The sequence below is a fragment of the Exiguobacterium sp. s57 genome (assembly GCF_018617685.1).
Taxonomy (GTDB): domain Bacteria; phylum Bacillota; class Bacilli; order Exiguobacteriales; family Exiguobacteriaceae; genus Exiguobacterium; species Exiguobacterium marinum.
Genome location: NZ_JACSKR010000003.1, coordinates 144661 through 168204, shown reverse-complemented (window position 1 = coordinate 168204; position 23544 = coordinate 144661). Strand labels below are relative to the sequence as shown.

Genomic DNA, 23544 nt, shown 5'->3' with positions numbered 1-23544 from the left:
TGTCCCTCCTTACGATTTTAGTTTCAAGTTGAATCGGTAGAGCAGGCGCTTGGCGAGTAAGTGCGCTAGGAAGGCACCAATTAGAAAGCCGACGATGTATAACATACTGTTCGCTTGATATGTGAATGTCGTGAACACGATTCCCGTGAACATCGCGATACATAAAACGATGATAATGTGCACAAGCCACAACCAGTTGTTGAACATGAAGAAGCGACCATTATTTTCTTGAGGTGCGCGATTATACATCCAGACCCCTAACCCATATGACAATAAGATGAACAAAATGGACGACGGGATATTAATCATGACAAAATCGATCCAGTCCTTATCCGATCGAATATATTCATATACATTTAAATTCGTTAAGTTTCCAAGTGGTGAAACGACTTGAATAAACACACTGTTGTACATATTATCCATCCATATACTTAATCCATCTAGACTTGTCAACGCATATGCCGAACCTTGAATCAATGCAATGATTCCTAACGGGAAAATCAAGGCGACAAATGACCACGTCGCTTGAGAAATGGATTCTCCTCCGAATGAACCCATCCATAAAGACAACGAAAATAACGAGATTCCAATCAATGCGATGTACAGGACAATCACAACAGATTTAACAACGGTACCTTCTAATAAGAAGGAGTAACGAGAAGTTGCGATCAAAGTAAACATCGCGATACTTCCTATCAGCGTAGACATTAAAATCCCACTTACCCCCAACACCCATTTTGATATGTACAACTGTGTACGGGTGAACGGGAGCGACATCGAAAAGTCTGACATTTGACTGTTTCGTTCAGCACCAATCAAAGATGTCGCCATGAGTGCACTAAATACAACAAACAAGAATACAACAGGACCGAGAGGAATAACACTTCCGATGTCACCAAAATAGAACGCTAAACTCGATTCAGGGTCGAAGAATGATTCAACCGTCAGTTTACCCCGCTCTTCAAACGGGATACCGTAATCTACAGAATTGGCTCTTGCATCCTTTATTTGTTCATCAAATTGTTCAAACTGTGTCCAAACTGGCACCGTGAAGGCAACGACTCCTAAGAAGACGAGCAAAATCCAAAGAAGCGACACTTGTTTCCAATCTTTCTTCAACAACACTTTAGACGGCATGAGCTTCTCCTCCTAACTGGATACGGAAGACGTCCTCGAGAGACATCGGGATCTCTTCGATGAGCATCGGATTGTATGAATCGACGAACGCCTCGAGCTCTTCCGTCCGTTCTTTCGCCATGAACAGCACGACCCGCCCTGTCACGCTGATGATTTCGATATCTTTTCGTTCGAGCAATTCGACCGGGACATGGTCGTTAAAGACGACTTGCCACTTGATACTGAGGGCACGCGCCTCTTCGAGTGACATGATCGCTTTGACACGTCCATTCTCGATCATGATGATACGGTCGGCGATTCGTTCAAGTTCATGTAACTGGTGACTCGAGACGATAATCGAACAGTTCCGTCTCTCGACTTGGGCGATCATCAGTTTCAATACGTCTGACTTGGCGACGACGTCTAAACCGTCCGTCGGTTCGTCCAAAAGATAGTATTTCGCTTGGACGGCGAAGGCGAGCGATAACGTGACGAGCGCCTTCTGTCCTTTTGAAAGTTGGCGAATTTTTTTGTTATCGATGTTGTAACGCGTCAATGTCTCACGGAATGCGGAACGATTGAACGATGGATAGATTGACTCATACAAGTCCGTCGCCTCGTTCACTGTGTAATGTTTAAGCGCATCTGCAGAATCCGGCACGAAAATGACGTCCCGTTTCAATCCCGCGTCTTTGAAGATACTTTTCGTTCCATATAATACGTCTCCCATATCTGGGCGGATGATGCCGACCATCGTCCGGAGAAGCGTCGTCTTACCGGCACCGTTACGCCCGACTAGCGCAATGATCTCCCCTGATTCGACGGTAAAGTCGATGCCGTCAAGTATCGTCTGACGGTCAATTTGTTTACTTAACTGTTCAACTTTCAGCATTGGCTTCCCCTACTTTCTCATATTCGGTCCGCAATACGTCGATGGCTTCGTCTAACGGCACGTTCGCATAATGGCAATCAATCGCAATCTTTTTGATTGATGCGATGACCGGCTCGCGTGCCGCATCATCGTCTACCCAGTCTTCGGAGACGAACGTCCCGCGCCCACGTCGCATCTCGAGTAGTCCGAGTCGCTCTAACTCTTGGTACGCCTTACTGACCGTATTCGGATTGATGACGAGGTCGGTGGCGAGTTCGCGCACGGACATCACCTTGTCTCCCGGTCGTAAAATCCCCCGGATAACGAGTTCTTTCGTTTGATTGACGATTTGTTCGTATAGCGGTTCTGAACTTTTCATATCGATTTTGTATAGCATGGGTCACACCCTCTCCTAGTCAATAGCACTCTTTAAGTGTATTATATGTATTAGTACACGTAATTGCAATAGTATTTCGAGGGCACTTTCAGTTTACAGTGAAATGGAAATGATTTGAATAAGTCTTTAGACCGAGGTCCCACCCCGTCTTATCGGGTATATTGGTGGAGAGGTGACAAAATGATAAAAAAACGAATCGTGGCAGGCATCGTCGGCGGGCTTCTCGCTGGCGGCTTCTTCGTGTATACGACGCTTGAAAAATCCGAGGCACGGGATGCATACAGTGCTTATGTGAAAGAAATGTATCAGGAACAACCCGACATCGAGCTATCTCGCGACTGGCATATGGGAGGGTTTACCGGGGAAATGACTTTGACGAAAGAACCGTTCGCCGGCACCTATTTCCTCGAGACATATAGTGACGGATCCATCCACGACAACGTGCTCGAGACGTATTGGGAACGCGAGGCAGAGCGAACGATTCACGAGAGACTCGTATCGCGCGGGATCTTAAAAGAGGAAGAGACGGTTCGTGCCGAAGTACCGCTCGGTGTGTCCGATGATGCGCAAGCGAACGTCAGCCCGACTCCGACATCCATCTTTGAAACGAATCCGAAGACGTATCTCGACGTATCGATCATGTTTCATGAAGACTGGAACAATACGGACGAACAGAAACAACGGATTCTCGACGTCATGCGAGAAGTGGAATCCGATGTCTATTGGATTCACTTCTCGTTCGACGGGAAGCCTGGAGGAAATGACGATTACACAGAACGGTACATGATGTTCACGCGCAAAGCGTCTGACATCGACCCGTCCTTCCTCGACGTGCGGACGATTGAGGACTTGAATGCCTACGACCGAATGTATGGATTCGACGAGACGACATTCACGACAGAATATCGATTTGATGGCACTCCCATCGAAGAGGAGACGACACGATAAATTTCGGTGTTGTCTTTTTTTGAGCGTTTGACTTTACAGGCAATCCAAAACGTTGTATCGTTTGACAAGTCAACGATTGATAAGTCAATTGAGAAAGGTGGGACGCAATGGACCTACGTGAAATCAGCCGATTACTTTACCAAATCAAGTTGGCGGAACAAAACGTCGCATCGTCGTTCGAACGGGAGACAGGATTCAGCCTGACCCGCTACGAGATGCTGCAAATCGTCAAAGAACGAGGCGTCTGTTCGCAACGCGTGATTAAAGAAGAAATGAAAATCGACAATGCCGCGATCACCCGACATTTAAAGATCCTTGAAGAAAAAGGATATGTCGTCAGAGAGCGGAACGCGGAGAACCATCGCGAGATGTTCGTCCGTGTGACAGAGAAAGCAGAGCAAGACCTCGGGCACTGTGAGCGAGACGAACGGGCCAACCACCTCGTCTTACAAGCCTTGTCCGATGAAGAGATTCACCACTTATCCGGGCTGCTTCAAACATTGAACAGTCACGCCTAAACAGAGAAAGAAGGAATTCACCAATGGCAACTACATTCGAAAACAATACATTCACAGACGTCATGTTCGGTCGTAAATCAATCCGTGTTTATGACGAGAACGTGAAAATCTCACAAGAAGAGATGCTCGAGATGATTCAGGAAGCAACAACGGCTCCATCATCCGTCAACATGCAACCATGGCGCTTCGTCGTCGTTGAGAGCCCAGAAGCGAAAGAGACACTCAAGCCACTCATCCGTTTCAACACACGTCAAAACGACTCGTCTTCTGCAATGCTCCTCATCTTCGGAGACATGGAGTGCTACGAGTACGGTGAACAAATCTACGATCAAGCGGTCGCAGAAGGCAAAATGCCACAAGAAGTGCGTGACCAACAGCTCGGCGCGATCATCCCTTACTACAAAAACCTCTCGAAACAAGAGATGAACGACATCGTGAAAATCGACGCTAGTCTCGCAGCGATGCAATTCATGCTCACAGCTCGTGCACACGGCTATGACACGAACCCAATCGGCGGTTTCGAGAAAGACCAGCTCGCAGAAGCGTTCGGTCTCGACAAAGACCGTTATGTACCTGTCATGATCTTGTCTGTCGGGAAAGCGGCAGAAGAAGGTTACGCATCAGTTCGTCTTGACGCTCAAACAGTCACATCATTCAAATAATTTATTAAACAATCGGAGGAATTAACCATGATCTTAGTAAACGCCACATTCGATATCCAAGCATCACAACGCGAGAACTTCTTGCGTGACATCCAAGTCTTGATCGACTCATCAAAACAAGAAGCGGGTTGTGTCGGATATGACCTATATGAGTCAACGTCTGTCGAGAACCGTTTCGTCATGATCGAGAACTGGGAAGACCAAGCCGCTCTCGAGCAGCACAACCAAAACCCGGTCCTCATCAACTTCGCACAAAACGTCGCGAACTACGTATCAGCGAAACCGGTCGTGCAAGTAGCAGCGATCAACTAATATGTCGACGCTCACCCTTGTGCTCGGAACGCTCGTCGCAATCGAGTTCTTCTATATCTTCTATTTAGAGACGATTGCGACAGCATCTTCCTCGACGTCACGCGTCTTCCGTATGTCGAAAGACGAGCTAACGAGAGACTCGGTGTCGGTTTTGTTCAAAAATCAAGGCGTCTATAACGGATTGATTGGGGTCGGACTCTTGTACGGACTCTACCTCTCCCCCAACCCGGTCGAGGTTGTCACCATGATCCTGACCTATATCATCCTCGTTGCCCTATATGGCAGTATCACGAGTGACAAGAAGATTATCCTGACACAAGGTGGGCTCGCCATCTTGACGTTGATCTCGATGTTTATGTGATGACAGAAAAAGCGTTCGACCTGAGAAAAGGTCGGACGCTTTTTGCTTGTATCCTCTATACTAAATAATGAGGTGATGATGGTGAGATACACATGTCCATGCTGTGGGTATCAGACGTTAGAAGAGGAACCACCAGGCACATACGACATTTGTCGAATCTGCTTTTGGGAGGATGACGGGGTTCAATTCGACAATCCCGATTATGAAGGCGGTGCGAATATAGTGTCGCTTCGACAGGCTCAACAAAATTACATTCAATTTGGTGCGAGTGATCGGCTCTTTTGTGATTCTGTCAGAAAACCAAATGAATGTGATAAAAAAGATTCAGACTGGAGACCACTCCCTAGCAAGTTGACTTAATACAAGGTCACCTTATATACGGGTGACCTTAATCATTCATCTAATTTAATCTAATCCCACAACGCTTCATCGACGACAAAGAACGCTTCATGGGAACATACCGCGAGCACGCACGTATCCCCCGCGTAAAACATCAAGTCTTCTGGAAGTTCTGGATGGATCCAACTGAACAACGAGCCACCATGTTCTTTTAGGAATTGCGTTGTCCTGTAATTGATGTGAAACGAATACTGATACGCCGTATCCCCAGACAGTCGTGTCGTCTCCCATTCACTCACGATGGTCCGTTCCATCAAATCCCAACGAATCTCTTCAGTCAGTACATCCATATACGCCAGACGCTCGTCTTCGATCTCCATTCGTCGCCTGTCTTCCACGAACGCAAAATGAGTACAATGCTTGAACAACACATCAATGAGCGCCTCATAGCGCTTTCCCTTTACATCTTGAGTGATCATCAGCATGCTTCAAGCCTCCTATGGCGAAGATACAAAGATGCCCGTTTCTTCTGTAATCTCGAACGAATCATGATTCCATCTGACTTCAATCGTCCCGATTCGTTCAGGTTCTTTGGCACTTCGATATAATCGCCTTACCTCCATGTCAAAAGTGAAAAAGCCACTGGATTGTTTCATATATCCCTCTTCATTCACATATGTATTCGTCTGATCCCCAATCAACTCGAACGAATCACAGCTGTCATCTTCACATTGTACCGAATACGTTTCCTCGAACCAGCTCACAAAGTCAGTCTCACTGGGTTTAGACGTATATATCGGTGCCACCCAAACTCTAGCTACAATCAACACAATAAAACCGATGAACAACCATTTTTTCATACGCTCTCCCCCACTTTCACTATCCAAAGTCTACCATATCCATTTCATCAAAAAACCGCCCTGACCGAAGTCAGAGCGGAGTCCTGTTACAAAACGAAAATCGCTGCAGATACACCGACGACACCGACGAGCGCCATCGCATATACCGGTACACGTGGCATTTCACCATCGTTGTCGAGTGCTTTCCCGAACATATAGAAGACGATCGGGTGCACGAGGAACGGCATCGAGAAGATGAGCGGGATGAGAAGCGATGCTTCCGTCCCGAACATACCGCCTTGGACCGCCGCGAACAAGCCGAAGTGCGAGATTGCTGACGATTGTGCCATTGTCGTGTAATCAAATGCAATCGTGCTGAACGTCAAGATGACGAGACCACCGAAGACGGCCATCATCTGCCATCCGAACGAGAACTGCATGAGCGCTTTGACTTCTTTAAAGTCTTCCCCGTTCGCCGCACGTAAGTTTTTCAATGCGAGCGCCGTGAGCGCGAGACCAATCAAAACAATGATAGCTGTCGGCCAGATCCAGAGCGCGCCGTTGTCGGCACTGACTGCAAGAATCGAGAAGACGAAGATGTGTCCGAAGAACGGGATGTTGATCATAATTGGCGCACGTTTTGCCGCCACTTGACCGAAGTCCCCGGCTGTACATGCACCTGTGAGACCACTGTGCGAAAGTGACCCCGCCATACCTGGCGCAAGGTTACGGATGTGACCCGTACGAGCGAACCACATGATGAGCGCGATTCCACCGAACATCCAGAACAACTGACCGAAGAAACCGTACACGAGAATCGAGTTCATGCCTTCGATCGCGAACGCGTCACCGATTCGTGACCCACCGACCATGAAGTTGGCAGCCAAGACGACCGGGATCCCTGCGAAGAGAAGCGCGCGGATAGTCGGTCCATACGTCCAGTTTTGGAAGATAGCACCGAGCGCCGACGAGATCAACATCGCAAAGAAGATTTGCGGAAGTGCGATAATCGGCTGAACCGCTGTCGCAATCAAGAACGAGACGAACAAGATGACAAGCAAGAGGACTGTCTCGATGACACCTTTTTGCATGTATACTTTCTTGTCCTGAATCCGTGCTTTATGGTCGATGAGTAAGAACGACACAGCAAGACCGAGGAGTGCGAGGATTGGGTAGTAAAGCGCAATCCCTTCTGCCGTACCTGGCTCGATTGCCATACGGAAGAACCCTTCCAATCCGACGAGCAAGAAGAACGAACGAAGGATGAAGATGAACTGCGTACGTCCTGTCCCAAGGAACATCTCTTCTTTAGAAGGAACGACGATGTCCTCCATGTCGAGCTCTTGTTTGCTTAAGATTTTACGAAGTTCTTGTCCACCGACGAAGAACGAAACGACTAACGCGATGATTGTCGTCCGTGACAAGAAGTCGACGAGCGGGAATTCAGGAAGACCTGGTGTCGCGATACCGAGCTCGACCATACCAAATCCAAGACCGAGACCGAAGATGACGATAACGAGGATCGGCGAGAAGCGCGTCCCAGCCACGACCATACGAGATAAAATGACCATCGGGATGATGAAGGCCATAAGCAACCAGAATTGGTTGATTAGTTGCATTTGAGATAATTGCTGTACAAGTTCCATTGACTAACCCCTAACATAATTTTTAGCACACAATATCGAAGTGTACAGGAATGAACATTGTGTGACAATAGGGTGTGATGTTTTGTAAACATTGAAAGCGGAACCAAGTGAAATTGGTCCCGCTTTCGTTAGTTATTGGATTGTCTGAGACCCCAAATGCCTTTATTTCCTGTGGAATAGAACAAATCCTCTTTCCCGGTGAAGCTCGCCGAGTCACTGGAGTGCGCCCGAATCTGTTTATTGACGTGCCCTTTCCAATCTTTATATCGATCGAGTTCGAGTTGATAGTATGATTTTTCGACATACGCATAAATGTCTTTCAAAGACGCCGTCCCACCATGGTGCTGGAGGGCGAATTGGATTTTGCGTAGTAATAGGCGTTTCACATTACCCCCACCTTTCTACTTTTTCTTTCAATATCACTAAATCAATCAATTTGATGATCGTTGCGCTTTCCGACTGAAGTAGTAATGTAAACGAACTTCTACAATCTGGTTCACCCATTCATAAACAATCGGATTGCGGAGCTCTTCATTGAATTCGATATGTAGGCTTTCACCTTCTACATAAAACGGTCCTTTGGCAATTTTATCGAATGGCATGCGCAATAACAATTTTTCAATTTTTTGTTGATGGAAAGGTTGTTGAAAGTCTTTCGTCTTTCCATCAATCTGTTGACGATAAGGTACGCTCGTCAAGTATTCATAGAACGGATAAGCTGCATCAGATGCTTTCAAAGGATTGTACCACATTTGCGCTCCCCGCTCTAACATGACGGATAATACAACCATCTTATAACTTGTTGTCATTCTTGTATCCTCCACTTCGTACAGAAGAGGATACATATTTTTAAAAATAATTAATTCACTGTCTGTCAATTCACCAATTTTCTTTAAAAAGCCGAAGAAGCCACCAAAGTGCTTCCTTTCGGATTGATAGGCTTCCAACGAATATTCGCCTCTTTGGATCAGTTCCAGATAGGTCGGTCGTCTCCCCAGCTCTTCTTTTACCATAAAATAGTTTCGCTCTAACAATTGGTGTCGTGTCGAAGAACGAGTCATCATTTTCTTCAACAAATCGACAGTCTCTAAATCAAATTCGATTGTACATGAAGTAGGTAAGTTATTTGATGTTGGAACCTTCTTTATTGAATCTGGACCGTCTGTCGTCAATAACGCCAGTTTCTTATCAATATTTTTATAGTTCCCAATCAAATCGATAATCGTACAATGTGTCTTCCCTTTCGATAGACGTAGTCCTCGTCCGATTTGTTGGGTGAATACTGTCAATGATTCAGTCGGACGACAGAACAATAGCGTATCGATTTCAGGAATATCGACACCTTCATTAAATAGATTCACTGCAAAAATGATGTCCAATTGTCCTTGCTTTAATTGGGCAATTACTTCCGTTCGATCATACTCAGCCTGACTATGAAGTGCTACCGCTTGTACTCCTTGCCTCCTGAAATAATCAGCCAAATATTCAGCTTGTATAACAGAAGAACAAAAGCCGAGTGCTCTCGATTGATGATGCTCTGACCAAGCTCTATAAATCTTCTCGGCAACACTTTCTTTTAACTGTTCTGCCAATAACTCTTCTTGATCATAACGACGTCCATTGATCAGACGAATCTGAGAGTAGTCGATTTCATCGTATATTCCTACATAATGAAACGGGGTTAAAAACGATTTTTCAATCGCTTCCGTAAAGTGCATCTGAAAAGCAACGTTATCATCACAAAGTGCATATACGTCTCCTCCGTCTAAACGGTCAGGCGTTGCAGTCAAACCGAGTAAGAACTTCGGTTGAAAATAATCTAGCACCCGACGGTAGGAAGGAGCAGCCGAATGATGGAACTCATCCACGATTATCAAATCGAATTGCTCCGGATTATATCGTTCCATTCTTTGTTTCGAAGCTAACGTTTGAATCGAGGCGAACACGACATCAGCAGTTTCCTGATCTCTTGATTCACCTCCGAGTAATAATCCGGTCTTCCAGTCGGTCGCAACATTGAGGAATGATTTTTCTGCCTGTAACAAAAGTTCTCTTTGATGTGCGACGAAAAGGACACGTTTGAATTGTCGTGCAAAAAATGCACTCAAATACGTCTTGCCTAATCCAGTCGCCAAAACGAGCATCGCCTTTTTTCGACCTTCTCCCATTGTCTCTCGGAGTGCCAACAACGCTTCGTCTTGGACAGATGTCGGTGTAATCGCATCATCTTCTATGTATACGGGAGAGTGTTCAGCGACCTCCAGCTCCTTCATTCGATCCTTTCGAGCTTCATACACTTCCCGATAAGGCTGTAGCGAGACTGGATTCATCATTTGTGCGTATTCACTATAAAACAATTCATGGAACGCAGCGACAGACTCTTCAAACACTTGCTCTGATACACTTGAAGGAATTTCAACATTCCATTCTACACCATGATTTAGCGCGCTATGTGATAAGTTCGACGACCCGACAAAAAATGTACCGCTATTGAACGTGCGGAACAAATATGCCTTTGGATGGAACGACCTCCCATTTGAACGGTATAGCCTGAGTTCGATGTTCGGTATTTTCAAAAGCATGTCCAGCGCATCTGGGTTGGTGAGATATAGATAGTCCCCAACCAAGATTCTAATCTGCGCACCGCGTTCACTCGCTTTTCTTAACGAAGCGGATAATTCTTTCACTCCTGACACTTGAGCAAACGCGACGACCATATAAATTTCAGTCGCCGCGTCTATGTGTTCTTGTAAAGGGATGCCAAGATTGCTCGTATGGAGTCGTAAATCACTCATGATCGAGGACCTCTTCTAAAAATAGACCTTTTTCAAAACCGCCACGTATTTTGCGTTTCTCTTCACGTATGCGGTTCAATTCATCGAAGTCTGCCCCATGCATATTTCCGAGTGTATAGACCAACTCCAAAATGTCAGCTAACTCTTCAAGAGACTCTTCATCAATGTTCGTTTCTTCATACTCTTTGATTTCTTCGTAGAGTTTCAATCGTGATTGCTCGAAGTGTTCGGCTTGAGTAAGTTTCTTCACAATCGGGATTTTTCCTGATTCGTGAATGATTTCAGGGATGCGGTCACGGATGAGTTTGTTGTATTTAGGCATTGTATTTCTCCTTTCACTCTATTTATCAGAAAGCTAACTTCACTAGGAGTGGTGGTCAACAAACTCAGATTACGGTTCATCACCATAGTCTCTTTTCAAAACAAGTTCCATTTTCTTCAAAGTGAAAAAAGCCCATGACGCTCTCCTCGAATAGAATGCAGTCACTACATCATACATTTAGACAGAGGAAATATCATGAGCTATACCCATCTCACCACAATGAAACGTGTTATAATAGATATTTAGCTAGAGCTAGGGCCCACAGCGAGACGAATCGAGACTTACGAAGAGACGCTACAAGAGGGCGAAGTCCAACTACAGCACCAAGACGAAGCTCGACGATACACCTCGCCGGATAATCATCAAAAAGCTGCAGGCTACTTGATTGCTGGAACAGACTCGCGGTCACCTCTACACAAGCAAAATCGCCATCTCCAACATCTATTGTTGGATTTATTAAAGGACAAATTGAAGTGTCCTCGACTGCGCTGCGCTAGAAGGTGAAACGCCCAGAGGCCGTCAAGACGCGATGGGAATCAACGATTGCCTTCTTCGGACAGGGGCAATGAAAGACATACTTAGCGACGTTCACCGAGGGAAAGAACCATTTCTATCTTACCCTGCCGGACCAAACGAAGGCGACGACTGACCGGCTCAAAGAGTTCAATGGTCACAAGCGCGTCCTAGCGACGCTCAGAGTACCGATGTATTTCGCCAATCCGTACTCATCTGGCAACGAAGAAGAAACGAGAACGCCATTAGATTCCTCCACAAGTTCTTTCCAAAAGGAAAGGACTTCGCATAATACATGATGAAATCACGGACGCGCTCGCCAAGATTAACAAGCGACTGAGAAACCGCATACGAGGTCTTCTACGAGAAAGTGCTGCGCTTAATTCGATAAACCTTTATTTATATTAACTTTCATTACGTTTATCAGCTAATTTTCGGACTGCCGGAGTACACATCACCATCTGTATTGTATGTTAGAGTAAATACCATATCTGATAACCATTTCTTAAAAGAGTCGTTATCATTGTACTGCTTAAACACTTCCATGTTGTCAGACATAAGGTTAATGACAGCTCGATTTAGGGCTTTTTGGCTCTCAATTTTTGCATTTTGCTTATCAGAGTTTTTCATCGCATTCTGATAATCTTTATCTTTTGCGACAATTTCAGGGATAGCAGCAATATGTTTCTTAACCTGGTCTTCGTCCCTCCAAGAAATATTTCCAAAGAGGTCATGGAAGGTTTCGAGAATATTGCTCAGTAAGTCTAACTTTACTTCTGATTTCCCACCCGTTGCCGATGTAGGTACTGGTGCAATCTCATATTCTTCCTTATCCTCTAGTACAATGGACATTTTAGCTTGTGCTTCCGCCCTGTAACTATCTAAGTCAATCGCTTCGAGAATACCAATTGATAGGTCTTCTTCTTTTGGTGCAGGTAGCTTTGGTATCAAGAAGTTTAGGAAGATTGAAAGTTTTTCCCACTCAGGATTTCCATAAGGCAAGATGGATGCCAAGAATCCGTATGTTCGCACAAACGCCTTCGCCTTGCTCTTAAAGTCTATTTGGCCATCTTCATCCAAATCATCTTCATAATGCTTAGCACAAACATCGAGAATGGGGTCTAACTTATCACGTTCTGCCCCATTGAGGTAAAACTCTACCAGGTTATCAATATGTGTATCTGTGAAAACATGATAACGTCTAATGTCACTATCTAAGTCATTAAGTTTATCCGGGTCTGTCTCTTCTGAGAGTACCGTTGTTTTATAATACTTAGAAAAAGCATCTTGTATCGTATTCGTTTCATTTGCAAAGTCTAGTACGAATGTATCATGTTTTTGTGGATGCGCTCTATTCAAACGAGATAATGTTTGAACTGCTTTAATGTCTGTCAATATCTTATCAACATACATGGTATGAAGAAGCGGTTCATCATAACCTGTTTGGAATTTATTTGCCACGACTAGGAGACGATACGGGTCCTTTTTGAGTTTTTTCTCAATTTCACTACTAGGAAACCCGTTAATCGAACTCTCTGTTACTTTCTTTCCACCGTACTCGTGCTCACCTGAAAAGGCAACGATTGGTTTGAACTGACTTTTACGTTTTTCCAAGTAAGCAGATATAGAATAATAGTACTGTATGGCTCGTTCAATGCTGCTAGTTACAACCATAGCACGAGCATGACCGCCAATTTTTCCTTTTGCAATCACTTGGTCATGAAAATGGTCTACCATAATTTCAGACTTTAGTTCGATTGCCTTTTCATTGGACTCAACATACTTTCTCAGCTTTTTTTGTGCCTTCTTTTTGTCAAATTTCGGGTCATCTTCTACTATCTTGGCAATCTTGTAGTAACTCTTAATTGGCGTGTAGTCTTTCAATACGTCCAAAATGAAGCCTTCCTGAATGGCTTGTTTCATCGTATAAACATGGAACGGTCGATGTTTAATCTTTCCGTCCTTTGAATAAGGGACACCAAACATTTCAAGCGTTTTATTCTTCGGGGTTGCTGTAAATGCAAAGTAACTCGCATTGTTAAGCATTTTTCTCCCCTCTAGTATCTTTAAAATCTTATCTTCTGTCGTTTCATTTTCCGCATCTTCATATTGGTCAGAAAGTGCCATATTCATTTTGGCCGACATGTTTCCACTCTGACTAGAATGAGCTTCGTCAATGATGATAGCAAACTTGTTTTTTCGGTGTTCATTTCCAATGTCATCAAGAATGTACGGGAATTTATGAACAATGGTAATGATGATTTTCTTACCATCTTGAAGTAGTTTCCTTAAGTCTCCTGAGCTTTCTGCATGCCCCACCGTGTTCGATACCTGCATAAACCCTTTAATGGTATTCTTAATCTGCTTATCGAGATTAATTCGGTCAGTGACAACAATAACTGAATCAAAAAAATTCTTACTGTCTTTTGACAAAGAAACCAATTGATGAGCAAGCCAAGCAATCGAATTCGATTTTCCACTTCCTGCACTATGTTGGATAAGATATTTTTGACCGATACCCTTCTCACTGACATCAGCTAGGATAGATTTCACACCAGCCAACTGGTGATATCGAGGGAAGATTTGGGTACGCTTTACCTTTTTAGTTTCTTGGTCTTTCTCCTCAACAATTTGTGCATAGTTTTCAATGATATTTGCAAGTTCACTCTTCACAAAAATTTGTTTCCAAAGATAGTCCGTCTTGATTCCATCAGGATTAGGAGGATTCCCAGCTCCATTTTTATATCCTTTGTTAAAAGGTAGGAACCAGGATTTCTTACCGTCAAGTTTCGTACACATGCGGACTTCATTGTCATCAACTGCAAAATGAACCATACATCGTCCAAATTGAAAGAGTAATTCACGAGGGTCCCGGTCTATCTTATACTGATAGACCGCATCCTCAACATTCTGCTTCGTCAGTTGATTCTTAAGTTCACATGTAATGATAGGTAGACCATTAAGAAAGATAACAAAATCAAGTGCAAGTTTCATGTTGTCTCTCGAATACATCAACTGTCTTGTTACGCTAAATTTGTTTTTATTGTACAGTGCTTTTGCTGCATCATTGGCTTCAGAAGGCGTAAGGTAAAACAAATCTAGTGTCACTGGATAGATTTTCAGTCCGTTTCTTAAAACTTCAATTACACCATTTTTCGTGATTTCCCCTTGCAAACGATTCAATAACTTTGCTTTGTTGCTATCACTTTTATAAATACCCAACATCTCCAACTTTTCTTTTTGAGTATCCTCTAAGAATTGAAAGAAACGTGTCTCATCAATTGCATAGTCTTTATTATAGTCACTGTTTTGCCCTTGCTCATATCCATTCTGATTTACAAGATGATTAATAATTAATGTCTCAAGTCCTGATTCTTTTGTGTTAGTTGCCATTAGACCACACCCCTCGTCCTCTTAGACTTCCTCCAATTCCAATATTTCTTCATCTATAATATCTTCCTGCTCTTCATACTGGAAATCACCTATTTCAATATTTCTTACATCTACTTTACCAGTGACAACATCTGAAATAAGCCTACCACGATATTCTTCAAAAAGGTTGATTTCCCTTTGAAGTCTTTCTACTGCATCATCGATTCTTTTAAACTCTTTAGGAATAAACTCTAGTATTTCTTTTTGTTCATCTTCAGGTGGAACAAAAAAAGGTATTTCTTTCATTTTAGCGAGCGATAGGTCCCACTGACCAACTCTAATACCATCAGATGCCTGATAAAAAAAGTTTACATATACTTTACTTCTGATTGCATAATGAAAATAGTCTTTATTCTCAAAGTTTAAATCGAAAATATAATATGCTGGACTAACAATTCCATTATAATGAGAAACTCCGTATGAACCTTGCCAAGCTTTCATTTTATTCATTGCAAATTGACCAGTTCTTACTACCTTATAGCCACTCAAATCGTCTGGAATAAAATTATGATTTTCTTCTTTAGACATACTCGACCTTAAAATAACACCTTTTTCTCTTACAACTGAGAGCAAAGGTAAATCCGGTCTATTTTTAATACTCACTGGCCTTAATAATTGTCTTAATGGTTTTATTCCCCAATGCTCAGGAATATCTCCTAACCACTCAATTCCACTTGGCTTCATTTTCACGTTGGAAGTTAATCCTTTTGTAACTGCTTCATTAATTACTGCCTGTTTTTGTTCTTTCAGAACAATTATAAGTTTTTTCTTGGCTGTAATAAATTTATTAATTATAGCAAGCTTGTAGTCAAGATATTTTACAATTTGGTCTTGTTCTTCCCGTGTTGGTATAGGTAAGTATTGATTTGCAAAAACTTCAAACCTAAAATCAGATGACCTTTCACGTATTCCTCTGTATAGAGACTGAATGAAGCCTGTTTTAGCCATTTCTCTAACTATATAAGCATAATAATGATTATTTAAATCTACTTTAGGTACACAGACACTATATACTGGTGTCGATTTACCATCTGAATCAGACACACCTACAGCTCCTGCAAAGGCATCCATTACATGAATCACCAGGTCACCTTTTTTAATCCCTTGATAACCTACTTCTTTTATGGATTCAGTAAAACCTGTTGTTCTTCTATTTTTTCTTAAAGTTACTACTCCGTCTCTGAAACAGGTTATCACTTCATCTGTATCTTTAACAGGACGATTCACCTTTGAATACAATGCTTTTGCACGCTTAACTTCCCAAGTTTCTGGTAATTTGTCTAACCATGGTAAAGGCACATCCTTGTATTTCTCATAGGGTATAAACTTATGATGCATTATATTAACCTCCTATGATTTCCTGAAGCAAGCCTTCGGTTTGTTCTTCTAGCGCTTTTATATCAGCTGCAATTTCTTCAAGAGTACGTAATTGAACAGGTTTATAAAAATATTTTGTAAAACTAATTTCATAACCAATTTGAGTCTTACTCTCATCAATCCATGCATCTGAAGCAAAAGTAAGTACTTCATCCTTAAAGAACCTTTCAATTCCACCTTCATGCATCAATGGAATTTGTTCTGTGTCTCTTAAATTCCCATCTGGCTCATACTCAACTACATAATCTTTTCCATTAATTGTAACACTATATAAACCCTTTAGAGGATTTGCTTCAGACTTTTCAGGTTTGTGAATTTTCTTAATTACCTTCTCGGCATTTTCATCGACCTGTGCTATATAATTTTTAATTAAGTTAATTCGTTTATTAGGTAATTTTTCATCTAAACTTTTTGCAATTTCACTTAGTTCATTTATGAACTCGTTAAAGTCAAGAATAATCGAATAGTTGAATTTTTCTGCTGCTTTTCCGATAATTTCTGCTAGCATTGCGTCTTTTTGATATTCACATACTTCTAATATCTTCTTCAAGCTCTCACTTGTTAAGTCCACACTTAAACGTAATGGTCGTTCTACTGTTATCTTAAAGTAACCAAACTCTTGGTTATCAAATATCTTCGAGTGTTCTGTATCTTCAAAGTTGATAAGCATGTCAGAAATCTGTTTTCTTAATCCTGGTGTCAACTCACAGTTTTTATTGCCTAGATTTCTACGAAGTGGACTCTTCAGACCTGTTGCATCAATTAGCTGTACTTTTCCACTTCGGTGATTTGCTTTTCTATTTGTAACTATCCAAATAAAGGTAGCTATTCCAGTGTTATAAAACATATTTTCTGGTAGTGCTATGATTGCTTCCAACCAATCATTTTCAATAATATATCTTCTAAGATTACTTTCCCCTTGGCCCGCATCACCTGTGAAGAGAGAAGAACCGTTGTGAACTTCAACTATACGGCTACCTAATTCTGTGTCATGCTTCATTTTACTTAACTTGTTAGCAAGGAAAAGCATCTGACCATCACTTGAACGAGGTATCATTTTATAATTAGGGTCTCCGTTATGATTCACAATAAAGCGTGGGTCTGAAATATCTGCTTTCCCACCTAGTCTCTCTAAATCAGTTTTCCAACTCTTCCCATAAGGGGGATTGGATAACATAAAGTCAAAGTTTAACGTTGGATATCCATCATTTGATAAAGTAGAACCAAAAGCTACATTATCATCCTGGAGAGATTCTCCTTTAATTAATAAATCAGCTTTAGTGATAGCATATGTTTCTGGGTTAATTTCTTGTCCGTAGAGATATGTGTTAATCTCCTTACCATGTTCATTGGCCAACTGGTGTAATCGTTCGTCAGCAATTGTCAACATTCCACCCGTTCCACATGCACCGTCATATACAAGATATGGTGCGTTATTGATTTTATCAGCAATCGGTAAAAAGGTGATGTCTGCCATAAGTTCTACTACATCACGTGGAGTAAAGTGTTCACCAGCTTCTTCATTGTTTTCTTCATTAAAACGACGAATAAGTTCTTCAAAGATGACACCCATAGTATGATTATCAAGTCCAGGAATTTTAATATCGTCATTATCATCTAAGACAGGTTTTGGACTTAGGTTAATAGTCGGACTAACAAATTTCTCAATAACAGCACCCAAGATATCAGCTTCAATCATCGTATCTATCTGATTGCGAAACTTAAACTTTTCAAGGATTTCTTGCACGTTCGGTGAAAAACCATCTAGATAGGCAATAAAGTCAGCCTTCAATTGTTGCTGTTTAGCACGTGATTTCAAGTCTTTAAGAGTGAAAGGTGACGTGTTACAAAACGATTGCCCGGCTACACTACATAGAGCATCTGTTTGATTAATAACACCAGCTTCATCTAGACTTTTTTTCATTTGTAAAACCGCATCTTTTGTTGGTTCTAAAACAGCATCCAAACGACGAATAACGGTCATTGGCAAGATGACATCTCGATATTTTCCACGCACATATACATCTCTAAGGCAATCATCAGCAATGCCCCATATAAAACTAACAATTTGATTATAAGTCTGATTGTTCATTTTAACTTCCTCCAAATAAATGATACTTAGCACAATTCTATCATATAAATTGTTTATATTTTTGAGATTCGTAGTGAAAAAAAGAAAAGTATCCGTCCATTTTTTAACAAATGATGAATTATAAAATTAAGTGCAACACCCAAAAGTGAACACAAAAAAGCCCATGACGCTTTCCTCGTGTAGAATGAAGTCACCACAACACACATTCAAACGGAGGAAATCTCATGAGCTACACCCATCTTACCACAACGGAACGCGTGAAAATAGAGACGTATCTGGAGCTCGGGATGTCCATCCGGTCCATCGCGAGACGGCTCGGGCGACAGCCCTCGACCGTCTCGCGGGAGATCAGACGGAACCCCGACTACGTGGCTGAACGTGCCCAGAAACGCTACGAGAAGGCGAAGACCAATTGTGGTGCCAAGACGAAACTCGACGACACGATGCGCCGGACGATCGTCGAGAAGCTGCGTGCGACCTGGTCCCCGGAAAAAATCGTCGGCCGTCTCTACACAGGGAAAATCGCCTTCTCCACCATCTACCGATGGATCTATGCGGGACGGATCGACGTGCCCCTAACCGTGCTCCGCCAGAAGGGGAAACGTCAAAAGCCGACCGAGACGCGCGGGCGCATCAATATCGGACTCCCCATCTCGCAACGGCCGGCGGAGGTCAGGGGGCGCCGGACGTTCGGGCACTGGGAGCTCGACACCGTCGTCTCCGGACGAGGGAAGTCGAAGGCGTGCGTCGCGACGTTCATCGAGCGGAAGAGCCGGTTCTATCTCGCCCTGCCAATCGCGGACCGCACCGCGGCCTCGATGGAGGGGGCGATTCATGCGGTGCACGGCGCCTTCCCAGACGGCACGTTCGAGACGGCGACGACGGACCGTGGCAAGGAGTTCAGTGGTCACGAGCGCATTCAGGCATCGTTCGGCGTGCCGATGTATTTCGCCGACCCGTACTCATCGTGGCAACGGGCTCCTCCGCGAGTTCTTCCCGAAAGGAACGGACTTCGCGCAGGTGGCGCACGACGAACTCGCGGACGAACTCGCCAAGATCAACGGGCTGCCGAGAAAATGCCTGAACTGGAAAACCGCACACGAGGCCTTCACCGAGGAAGTGTTGCGCTTAATTTGACAAACCGTCAAATACTTTTCAATGATATTTTTATCTTTTCCCATTTAATTTAGCTATATAAGAATTTATACTTTCAATTATTGCATTTATATTCAAACCGATTCCGAAAAAATTAGGTTTCAGTTCGAACCATTTAGCTTTTTCAGCTAACTGAGAGGCTAGTATTAGTTTTCCACCATTATCAAGAATTCGTATATCTTCCAATTTCTCAACTGCATTACCAGTAGTAAAGGAGGGTACATAATGTACTTCTGATTCGTCAGTATCAATGAGTGACATTGTTCCTATTACTTCGAAAGAGAAGCTACCTCTATTTGACCTTAGCTCCATTTCTATCATTTGAGTATCATATTCTTCATCCCAAAACACCGAATACCTAAACTCTCTTTTTTCACTCATAATTTCTGAGGCATTATCGAATGGGTCAACTACCTTTAAATCCCTCAAACGCCGTGGTTATGGCTATCGAAACCTTGAACGGTTCTTTTTAAGGTTGGATGGTCTACACTAAGTTGGACATAAATGTGGAGGGGCGTTAAGGAACATATGCGTATGATCTTTATCGCATTCCAAGGCTATAATTTTGATATTCAGTTCTTCGCATATTTCGGACATCAAACCTTTGAAACGTATTTCTACATCGTTACGAAGGAATATCTTTCTTCTGTATCGAGGACAGAAAACGAAGTGATAATTGATTAGAGAAACAGTAGTATGAGTTCTTCTATAGTTGGTTTCCATATTAATATCGTGTCAGATTAACCAACAAACTTTCACTGCATTCGTCATCAAGACTTCAAACACTTCTGACCCGTTCGCCATGACCTACACCCCAACCTTCTTATGTATCTCGTTCCAAAATCTAGTTTCAGTATATACGGTTCCCCACATGAATTGTAAAATACCTTCCTAATTACCTATATATTTTATATTTAAAGTTCACGAAATCAAAAAGGGAGCATCCAAACGGATCCTCCCACTTTCTTCAATAAAAGATATACCACAGTGCCGCTGCCACTAAGAACAACCCGGCCCCGATAAACAAGATTTTTGCCAATCGTTCGTATACCATGTCTTCACCTCACCAATGCCGCGCCGACGACGAGGGAGACCCCGATCGACAGCAAGAATGCCAACAATCCGACGGCGATATTTCCTTTTTGAATCTCATCGTTCACCTTCAGTGTCGGTGTCAAAAATTCAAACAACCAGTAGGTCGCGAGAAGAAGAGCGAATCCGAACCCACCCCCGACGAAGATGTCAATCGTGCTCTCATAATAGCTCTCGACGACACGGAAGATGTTGGCGAGACCGACAATCTTTCCGCCTGTCGCGAGGGCGACGGCGATATTTCCTTTTTGAATCTCGCGCCAGTTGCTGTACGGCGTCGTCACCTCGAAGATTGCCAGACCGACGATAATCATCAGTCCTGCCATCGAATAGAGACCGAACGATTCCAGCATGACGGCAAACATTAACGTGCCCATTCCCGACTCCCCTTACTTCAGTTCGACGACCGTGACACCGAGTCCACCTTCACCCATTCCACCCGGGCGTTGGCTCTTCACGTGACGATGTCCTTTTAAGAATTCTTGTGTCGCCTGACGCATCGCCCCGGTACCAAGTCCGTGGATGATGCGGACGTTGTCATAGCCCGACACGAGTGCTTCATCGATATACTTATCAAGACGCATGAGTCCCTCTTCGACACGGACGCCACGAAGGTCGAGCTCGGACTTCGTCGAGCTCTGTCGTTTGAGCGAGCTCCCTTTCGACTGAAGCGACTTCTCTTTCGATGGACCGATCTTCTGAAGGTCGTCCGCTTTGACGTTCACTTTCATGATGCCGACTTGGACGTTGTACTCATTGTCATTGATTTGTTTCACGATATAGCCTTTTTGATTGAACGTCGTCACTTTCACTTCTTCGCCCTTACTGAACGTACGTTGTTGCTGGGCTTTTTGTTTCACTTTTTGGATCTTTTTCTCTTGAAGTGTCGGTTTTGCCGACTCGAGTTCTTTCTTCGCTGCGATAATCTCGTGCTCTTTGACGATTCCCTGCTCCCTGAGCTTCTTCAAGCGGTCGATGACTTCGTTCGCCTGACGCTTTGCCTGTTCGACGGCTTTCTCGGCTTTCGCCTCAGCCGCACTGTACAAGTTGTCGCGCTCCTGCTCAAACTCGGTCATCGTCGCCTCGAATGCCGCCTGCTCTTCTTCGAAGTCATGGCGTTTGACGATGAGTTCCTGCTCAAGCTGTTCAGCGCGTTGTTTCGCCGATTCGAGCTCGTTGATCATCGATTCGACCGACTCGGCATCACTGCCGACATGGCTTCGTGCCTTGTCGATGACCTGTTCGGACAGTCCGAGACGACGGCTGATTTCGAAGGCGTTCGAGCGCCCCGGTACGCCAATCAGGAGACGGTATGTCGGGCTGAGCGATTCGATATCAAACTCCATCGAGGCGTTCATGACGCCTTCGCGGTTATACGCGTATGCCTTCAGTTCCGAGTAGTGCGTTGTCGCCGCGACACGTGCCCCGCGCCGTTTCACTTCATCTAGAATCGCGATGGCGAGGGCGGCCCCCTCTTGCGGGTCCGTCCCAGCACCGAGCTCATCGAAGAGGACGAGTGACATGAAGTCGATCTTGTCGAGCATGCCGACGATGTTCGTCATATGCGAACTGAACGTCGAGAGACTTTGTTCAATCGATTGCTCATCCCCGATGTCGGCATAGACGGCGTCAAACACGGAAAGCTCTGTCCCAAACTCTGCCGGGACGTAAAGACCTGACTGTACCATCAACTGAAGAAGTCCAATCGTCTTCAACGTGACGGTCTTCCCGCCGGTGTTTGGTCCGGTGATGACGAGTGACGTGTAGTCTTCTCCGAGCTCGACCGTGATCGGCACGACCTCATCTTTCGGGATGAACGGATGGCGTGCCTGTTTCAATTTGACCTCACGGTTGTCGTTCAACTTCGGCTCGGTCGCTCTCATCTCTTGACCGTAGGCGACTTTTGCAAAGATAAAGTCGAGTTCGGCCAATACGTCGAGGTTCGTCATGACCGCATCATGCACCCCACCGACCTCGTTCGAGAGCGCACTCAAAATCCGATCGATCTCGGCGCGTTCTTTCAGACGAACTTCTTGAATCTCGTTGTTGATGGAGACAATCGCTTGCGGTTCGATGAAGAGCGTCTGACCGGAAGCTGACTGGTCATGGACGATTCCGCCGAACGCCTGGCGATACTCTTGTTTGACCGGCACGACATAACGGTCGTTTCGAATCGTGACGATAGCATCTGAGAGCATCTTCGCGTTATTGCGAAGGATATTGTCGATTCGTGAACGGACGCTCCCTTCATAGCTCCGAAGCTGCGTACGGAGCCCACGGAGTTGTGAGCTCGCCGAATCTTGGACCGTCCCCTGGTCGTCGATCGCATGGCGAATCGATTGTTCGACTTCGATAAGTTTCGTCAATTTGTCCGCATACTCATCAAGGCGCGGGATTCGAATCTCCTCATTGTCCTCATGGAGTTTCTCGAAGAAGTTTTTCACCTGGCGACCGCCGTACATGACGGCAGCAACGGCGAGCAATTCGCTCGTCGAGAGGACCGAGCCGATAGCGGCGCGCTTCACTTCCGCACGGACATCCGTGAGCCCACCGAGCGGCAGACGATCACGGAGACGAACGACCTCGGTCGCCTCTTTTGTCACGTTCAAATTTGAGAGCACCCGGTCGTACGAGTAGTCCGGTTGCATCTTCAGCGCCAAGTCTTTCCCGAGCGAGCTCGCCGCGTGACCGGCAAGCTGTTGGCGTAATTTTTCATATTCTAGTACGCGTAACGCGTGGTCCATCTAGCATGTTCCT

General features: G+C 44.2%; 21 protein-coding genes and 2 pseudogenes. 7 read left to right on the top strand and 16 right to left on the bottom strand.

The window, feature by feature from the left end; genetic code table 11:
• Positions 1-9: 9 nt before the first annotated feature.
• The 3 genes from KNO98_RS09280 to KNO98_RS09270 are packed head-to-tail and all read right to left on the bottom strand — an operon-like array spanning position 10 to position 2384.
• Positions 10-1137 (bottom strand): ABC transporter permease subunit, encoded by a 1128-nt coding sequence (locus KNO98_RS09280; RefSeq protein WP_214700609.1) that lies wholly within the window; start codon positions 1135-1137, stop codon positions 10-12.
• Entirely contained in the window at positions 1127-2008 is an 882-nt protein-coding gene (locus KNO98_RS09275) for an ABC transporter ATP-binding protein (protein ID WP_214700607.1), read from the bottom strand. Before KNO98_RS09275 ends, KNO98_RS09280 begins: the two co-directional genes overlap by 11 nt.
• Positions 1995-2384, bottom strand: a complete 390-nt coding sequence (locus KNO98_RS09270; protein ID WP_026826544.1) for a GntR family transcriptional regulator — start codon at positions 2382-2384, stop codon at positions 1995-1997. Before KNO98_RS09270 ends, KNO98_RS09275 begins: the two co-directional genes overlap by 14 nt.
• Positions 2385-2564: 180 nt before the next feature.
• On the opposite strand from KNO98_RS09270, the gene KNO98_RS09265 reads away from it, so the two are divergent.
• From KNO98_RS09265 to KNO98_RS09240, 6 genes are all read left to right on the top strand, one after another.
• Positions 2565-3332, top strand: a complete 768-nt coding sequence (locus KNO98_RS09265) for a hypothetical protein (RefSeq protein ID WP_214700606.1) — start codon at positions 2565-2567, stop codon at positions 3330-3332.
• Positions 3333-3439: 107 nt separating this feature from the next.
• Positions 3440-3850, top strand: a complete 411-nt coding sequence (locus KNO98_RS09260) for a MarR family winged helix-turn-helix transcriptional regulator (RefSeq protein ID WP_214700604.1) — start codon at positions 3440-3442, stop codon at positions 3848-3850.
• A 23-nt stretch (positions 3851-3873) separates the two neighbouring features.
• Positions 3874-4512 carry a nitroreductase family protein gene (locus KNO98_RS09255; RefSeq protein ID WP_214700603.1) on the top strand — a complete coding sequence of 213 codons (639 nt, stop codon included), beginning with the start codon at positions 3874-3876 and terminating at the stop codon, positions 4510-4512.
• 27 nt (positions 4513-4539) lie between these two features.
• A complete protein-coding gene (locus KNO98_RS09250) occupies positions 4540-4824 on the top strand; it encodes a putative quinol monooxygenase (RefSeq protein WP_214700602.1) in 285 nt (94 codons plus the stop codon).
• 1 nt (position 4825) lies between these two features.
• The gene (locus KNO98_RS09245) at positions 4826-5185 is read left to right on the top strand and encodes a DUF1304 domain-containing protein (RefSeq protein ID WP_214700601.1); all 360 of its coding nucleotides are present in this window, start codon (positions 4826-4828) and stop codon (positions 5183-5185) included.
• An 81-nt stretch (positions 5186-5266) separates the two neighbouring features.
• Positions 5267-5545 (top strand): CPCC family cysteine-rich protein, encoded by a 279-nt coding sequence (locus KNO98_RS09240; RefSeq protein ID WP_214700600.1) that lies wholly within the window; start codon positions 5267-5269, stop codon positions 5543-5545.
• Between the two features lie 50 nt (positions 5546-5595).
• On the opposite strand, the gene KNO98_RS09235 is transcribed toward KNO98_RS09240, so the two are convergent.
• From KNO98_RS09235 to KNO98_RS09195, 9 genes are all read right to left on the bottom strand, one after another.
• Entirely contained in the window at positions 5596-6009 is a 414-nt protein-coding gene (locus tag KNO98_RS09235; RefSeq protein ID WP_251130003.1) for a stage III sporulation protein AH, read from the bottom strand.
• Between the two features lie 12 nt (positions 6010-6021).
• On the bottom strand, positions 6022-6384 hold the full coding sequence (locus KNO98_RS09230) for a hypothetical protein (RefSeq protein ID WP_214700599.1): 363 nt from the start codon (positions 6382-6384) through the stop codon (positions 6022-6024).
• A gap of 86 nt (positions 6385-6470) precedes the next feature.
• Positions 6471-8009 (bottom strand): hypothetical protein, encoded by a 1539-nt coding sequence (locus KNO98_RS09225; protein ID WP_214700598.1) that lies wholly within the window; start codon positions 8007-8009, stop codon positions 6471-6473.
• A 128-nt stretch (positions 8010-8137) separates the two neighbouring features.
• Positions 8138-8395 carry a hypothetical protein gene (locus KNO98_RS09220; RefSeq protein WP_015881071.1) on the bottom strand — a complete coding sequence of 86 codons (258 nt, stop codon included), beginning with the start codon at positions 8393-8395 and terminating at the stop codon, positions 8138-8140.
• Between the two features lie 45 nt (positions 8396-8440).
• A complete protein-coding gene (locus tag KNO98_RS09215; protein ID WP_214700597.1) occupies positions 8441-10804 on the bottom strand; it encodes a DEAD/DEAH box helicase family protein in 2364 nt (787 codons plus the stop codon).
• A complete protein-coding gene (locus tag KNO98_RS09210) occupies positions 10797-11126 on the bottom strand; it encodes a nucleoside triphosphate pyrophosphohydrolase (RefSeq protein ID WP_214700595.1) in 330 nt (109 codons plus the stop codon). The genes KNO98_RS09215 and KNO98_RS09210 overlap by 8 nt, the downstream gene beginning before the upstream one ends.
• A 936-nt stretch (positions 11127-12062) precedes the next feature.
• The gene (locus tag KNO98_RS09205) at positions 12063-15032 is read right to left on the bottom strand and encodes a type I restriction endonuclease subunit R (RefSeq protein ID WP_214700593.1); all 2970 of its coding nucleotides are present in this window, start codon (positions 15030-15032) and stop codon (positions 12063-12065) included.
• 21 nt (positions 15033-15053) lie between these two features.
• Positions 15054-16409 (bottom strand): restriction endonuclease subunit S, encoded by a 1356-nt coding sequence (locus tag KNO98_RS09200; RefSeq protein ID WP_214700591.1) that lies wholly within the window; start codon positions 16407-16409, stop codon positions 15054-15056.
• A 4-nt stretch (positions 16410-16413) separates the two neighbouring features.
• On the bottom strand, positions 16414-18540 hold the full coding sequence (locus tag KNO98_RS09195; protein WP_214700590.1) for a type I restriction-modification system subunit M: 2127 nt from the start codon (positions 18538-18540) through the stop codon (positions 16414-16416).
• A 224-nt stretch (positions 18541-18764) separates the two neighbouring features.
• Here KNO98_RS09195 and KNO98_RS09190 point away from each other — a divergent pair.
• Positions 18765-19677: pseudogene (locus KNO98_RS09190) on the top strand (IS30 family transposase).
• A gap of 30 nt (positions 19678-19707) precedes the next feature.
• Here the strand turns inward: KNO98_RS09190 and KNO98_RS09185 are convergent.
• The 4 genes and pseudogenes from KNO98_RS09185 to KNO98_RS09170 form a co-directional block, all read right to left on the bottom strand.
• Positions 19708-20046 (bottom strand): hypothetical protein, encoded by a 339-nt coding sequence (locus tag KNO98_RS09185; RefSeq protein WP_214700589.1) that lies wholly within the window; start codon positions 20044-20046, stop codon positions 19708-19710.
• A 144-nt stretch (positions 20047-20190) separates the two neighbouring features.
• Positions 20191-20418 (bottom strand): annotated as a pseudogene (gene tnpA / locus KNO98_RS09180) (IS200/IS605 family transposase); the annotation flags it as partial.
• Between the two features lie 335 nt (positions 20419-20753).
• Entirely contained in the window at positions 20754-21164 is a 411-nt protein-coding gene (locus KNO98_RS09175; RefSeq protein ID WP_026826566.1) for a DUF350 domain-containing protein, read from the bottom strand.
• Between the two features lie 12 nt (positions 21165-21176).
• A complete protein-coding gene (locus KNO98_RS09170) occupies positions 21177-23531 on the bottom strand; it encodes an endonuclease MutS2 (protein WP_214700587.1) in 2355 nt (784 codons plus the stop codon).
• Positions 23532-23544 lie beyond the last annotated feature (13 nt).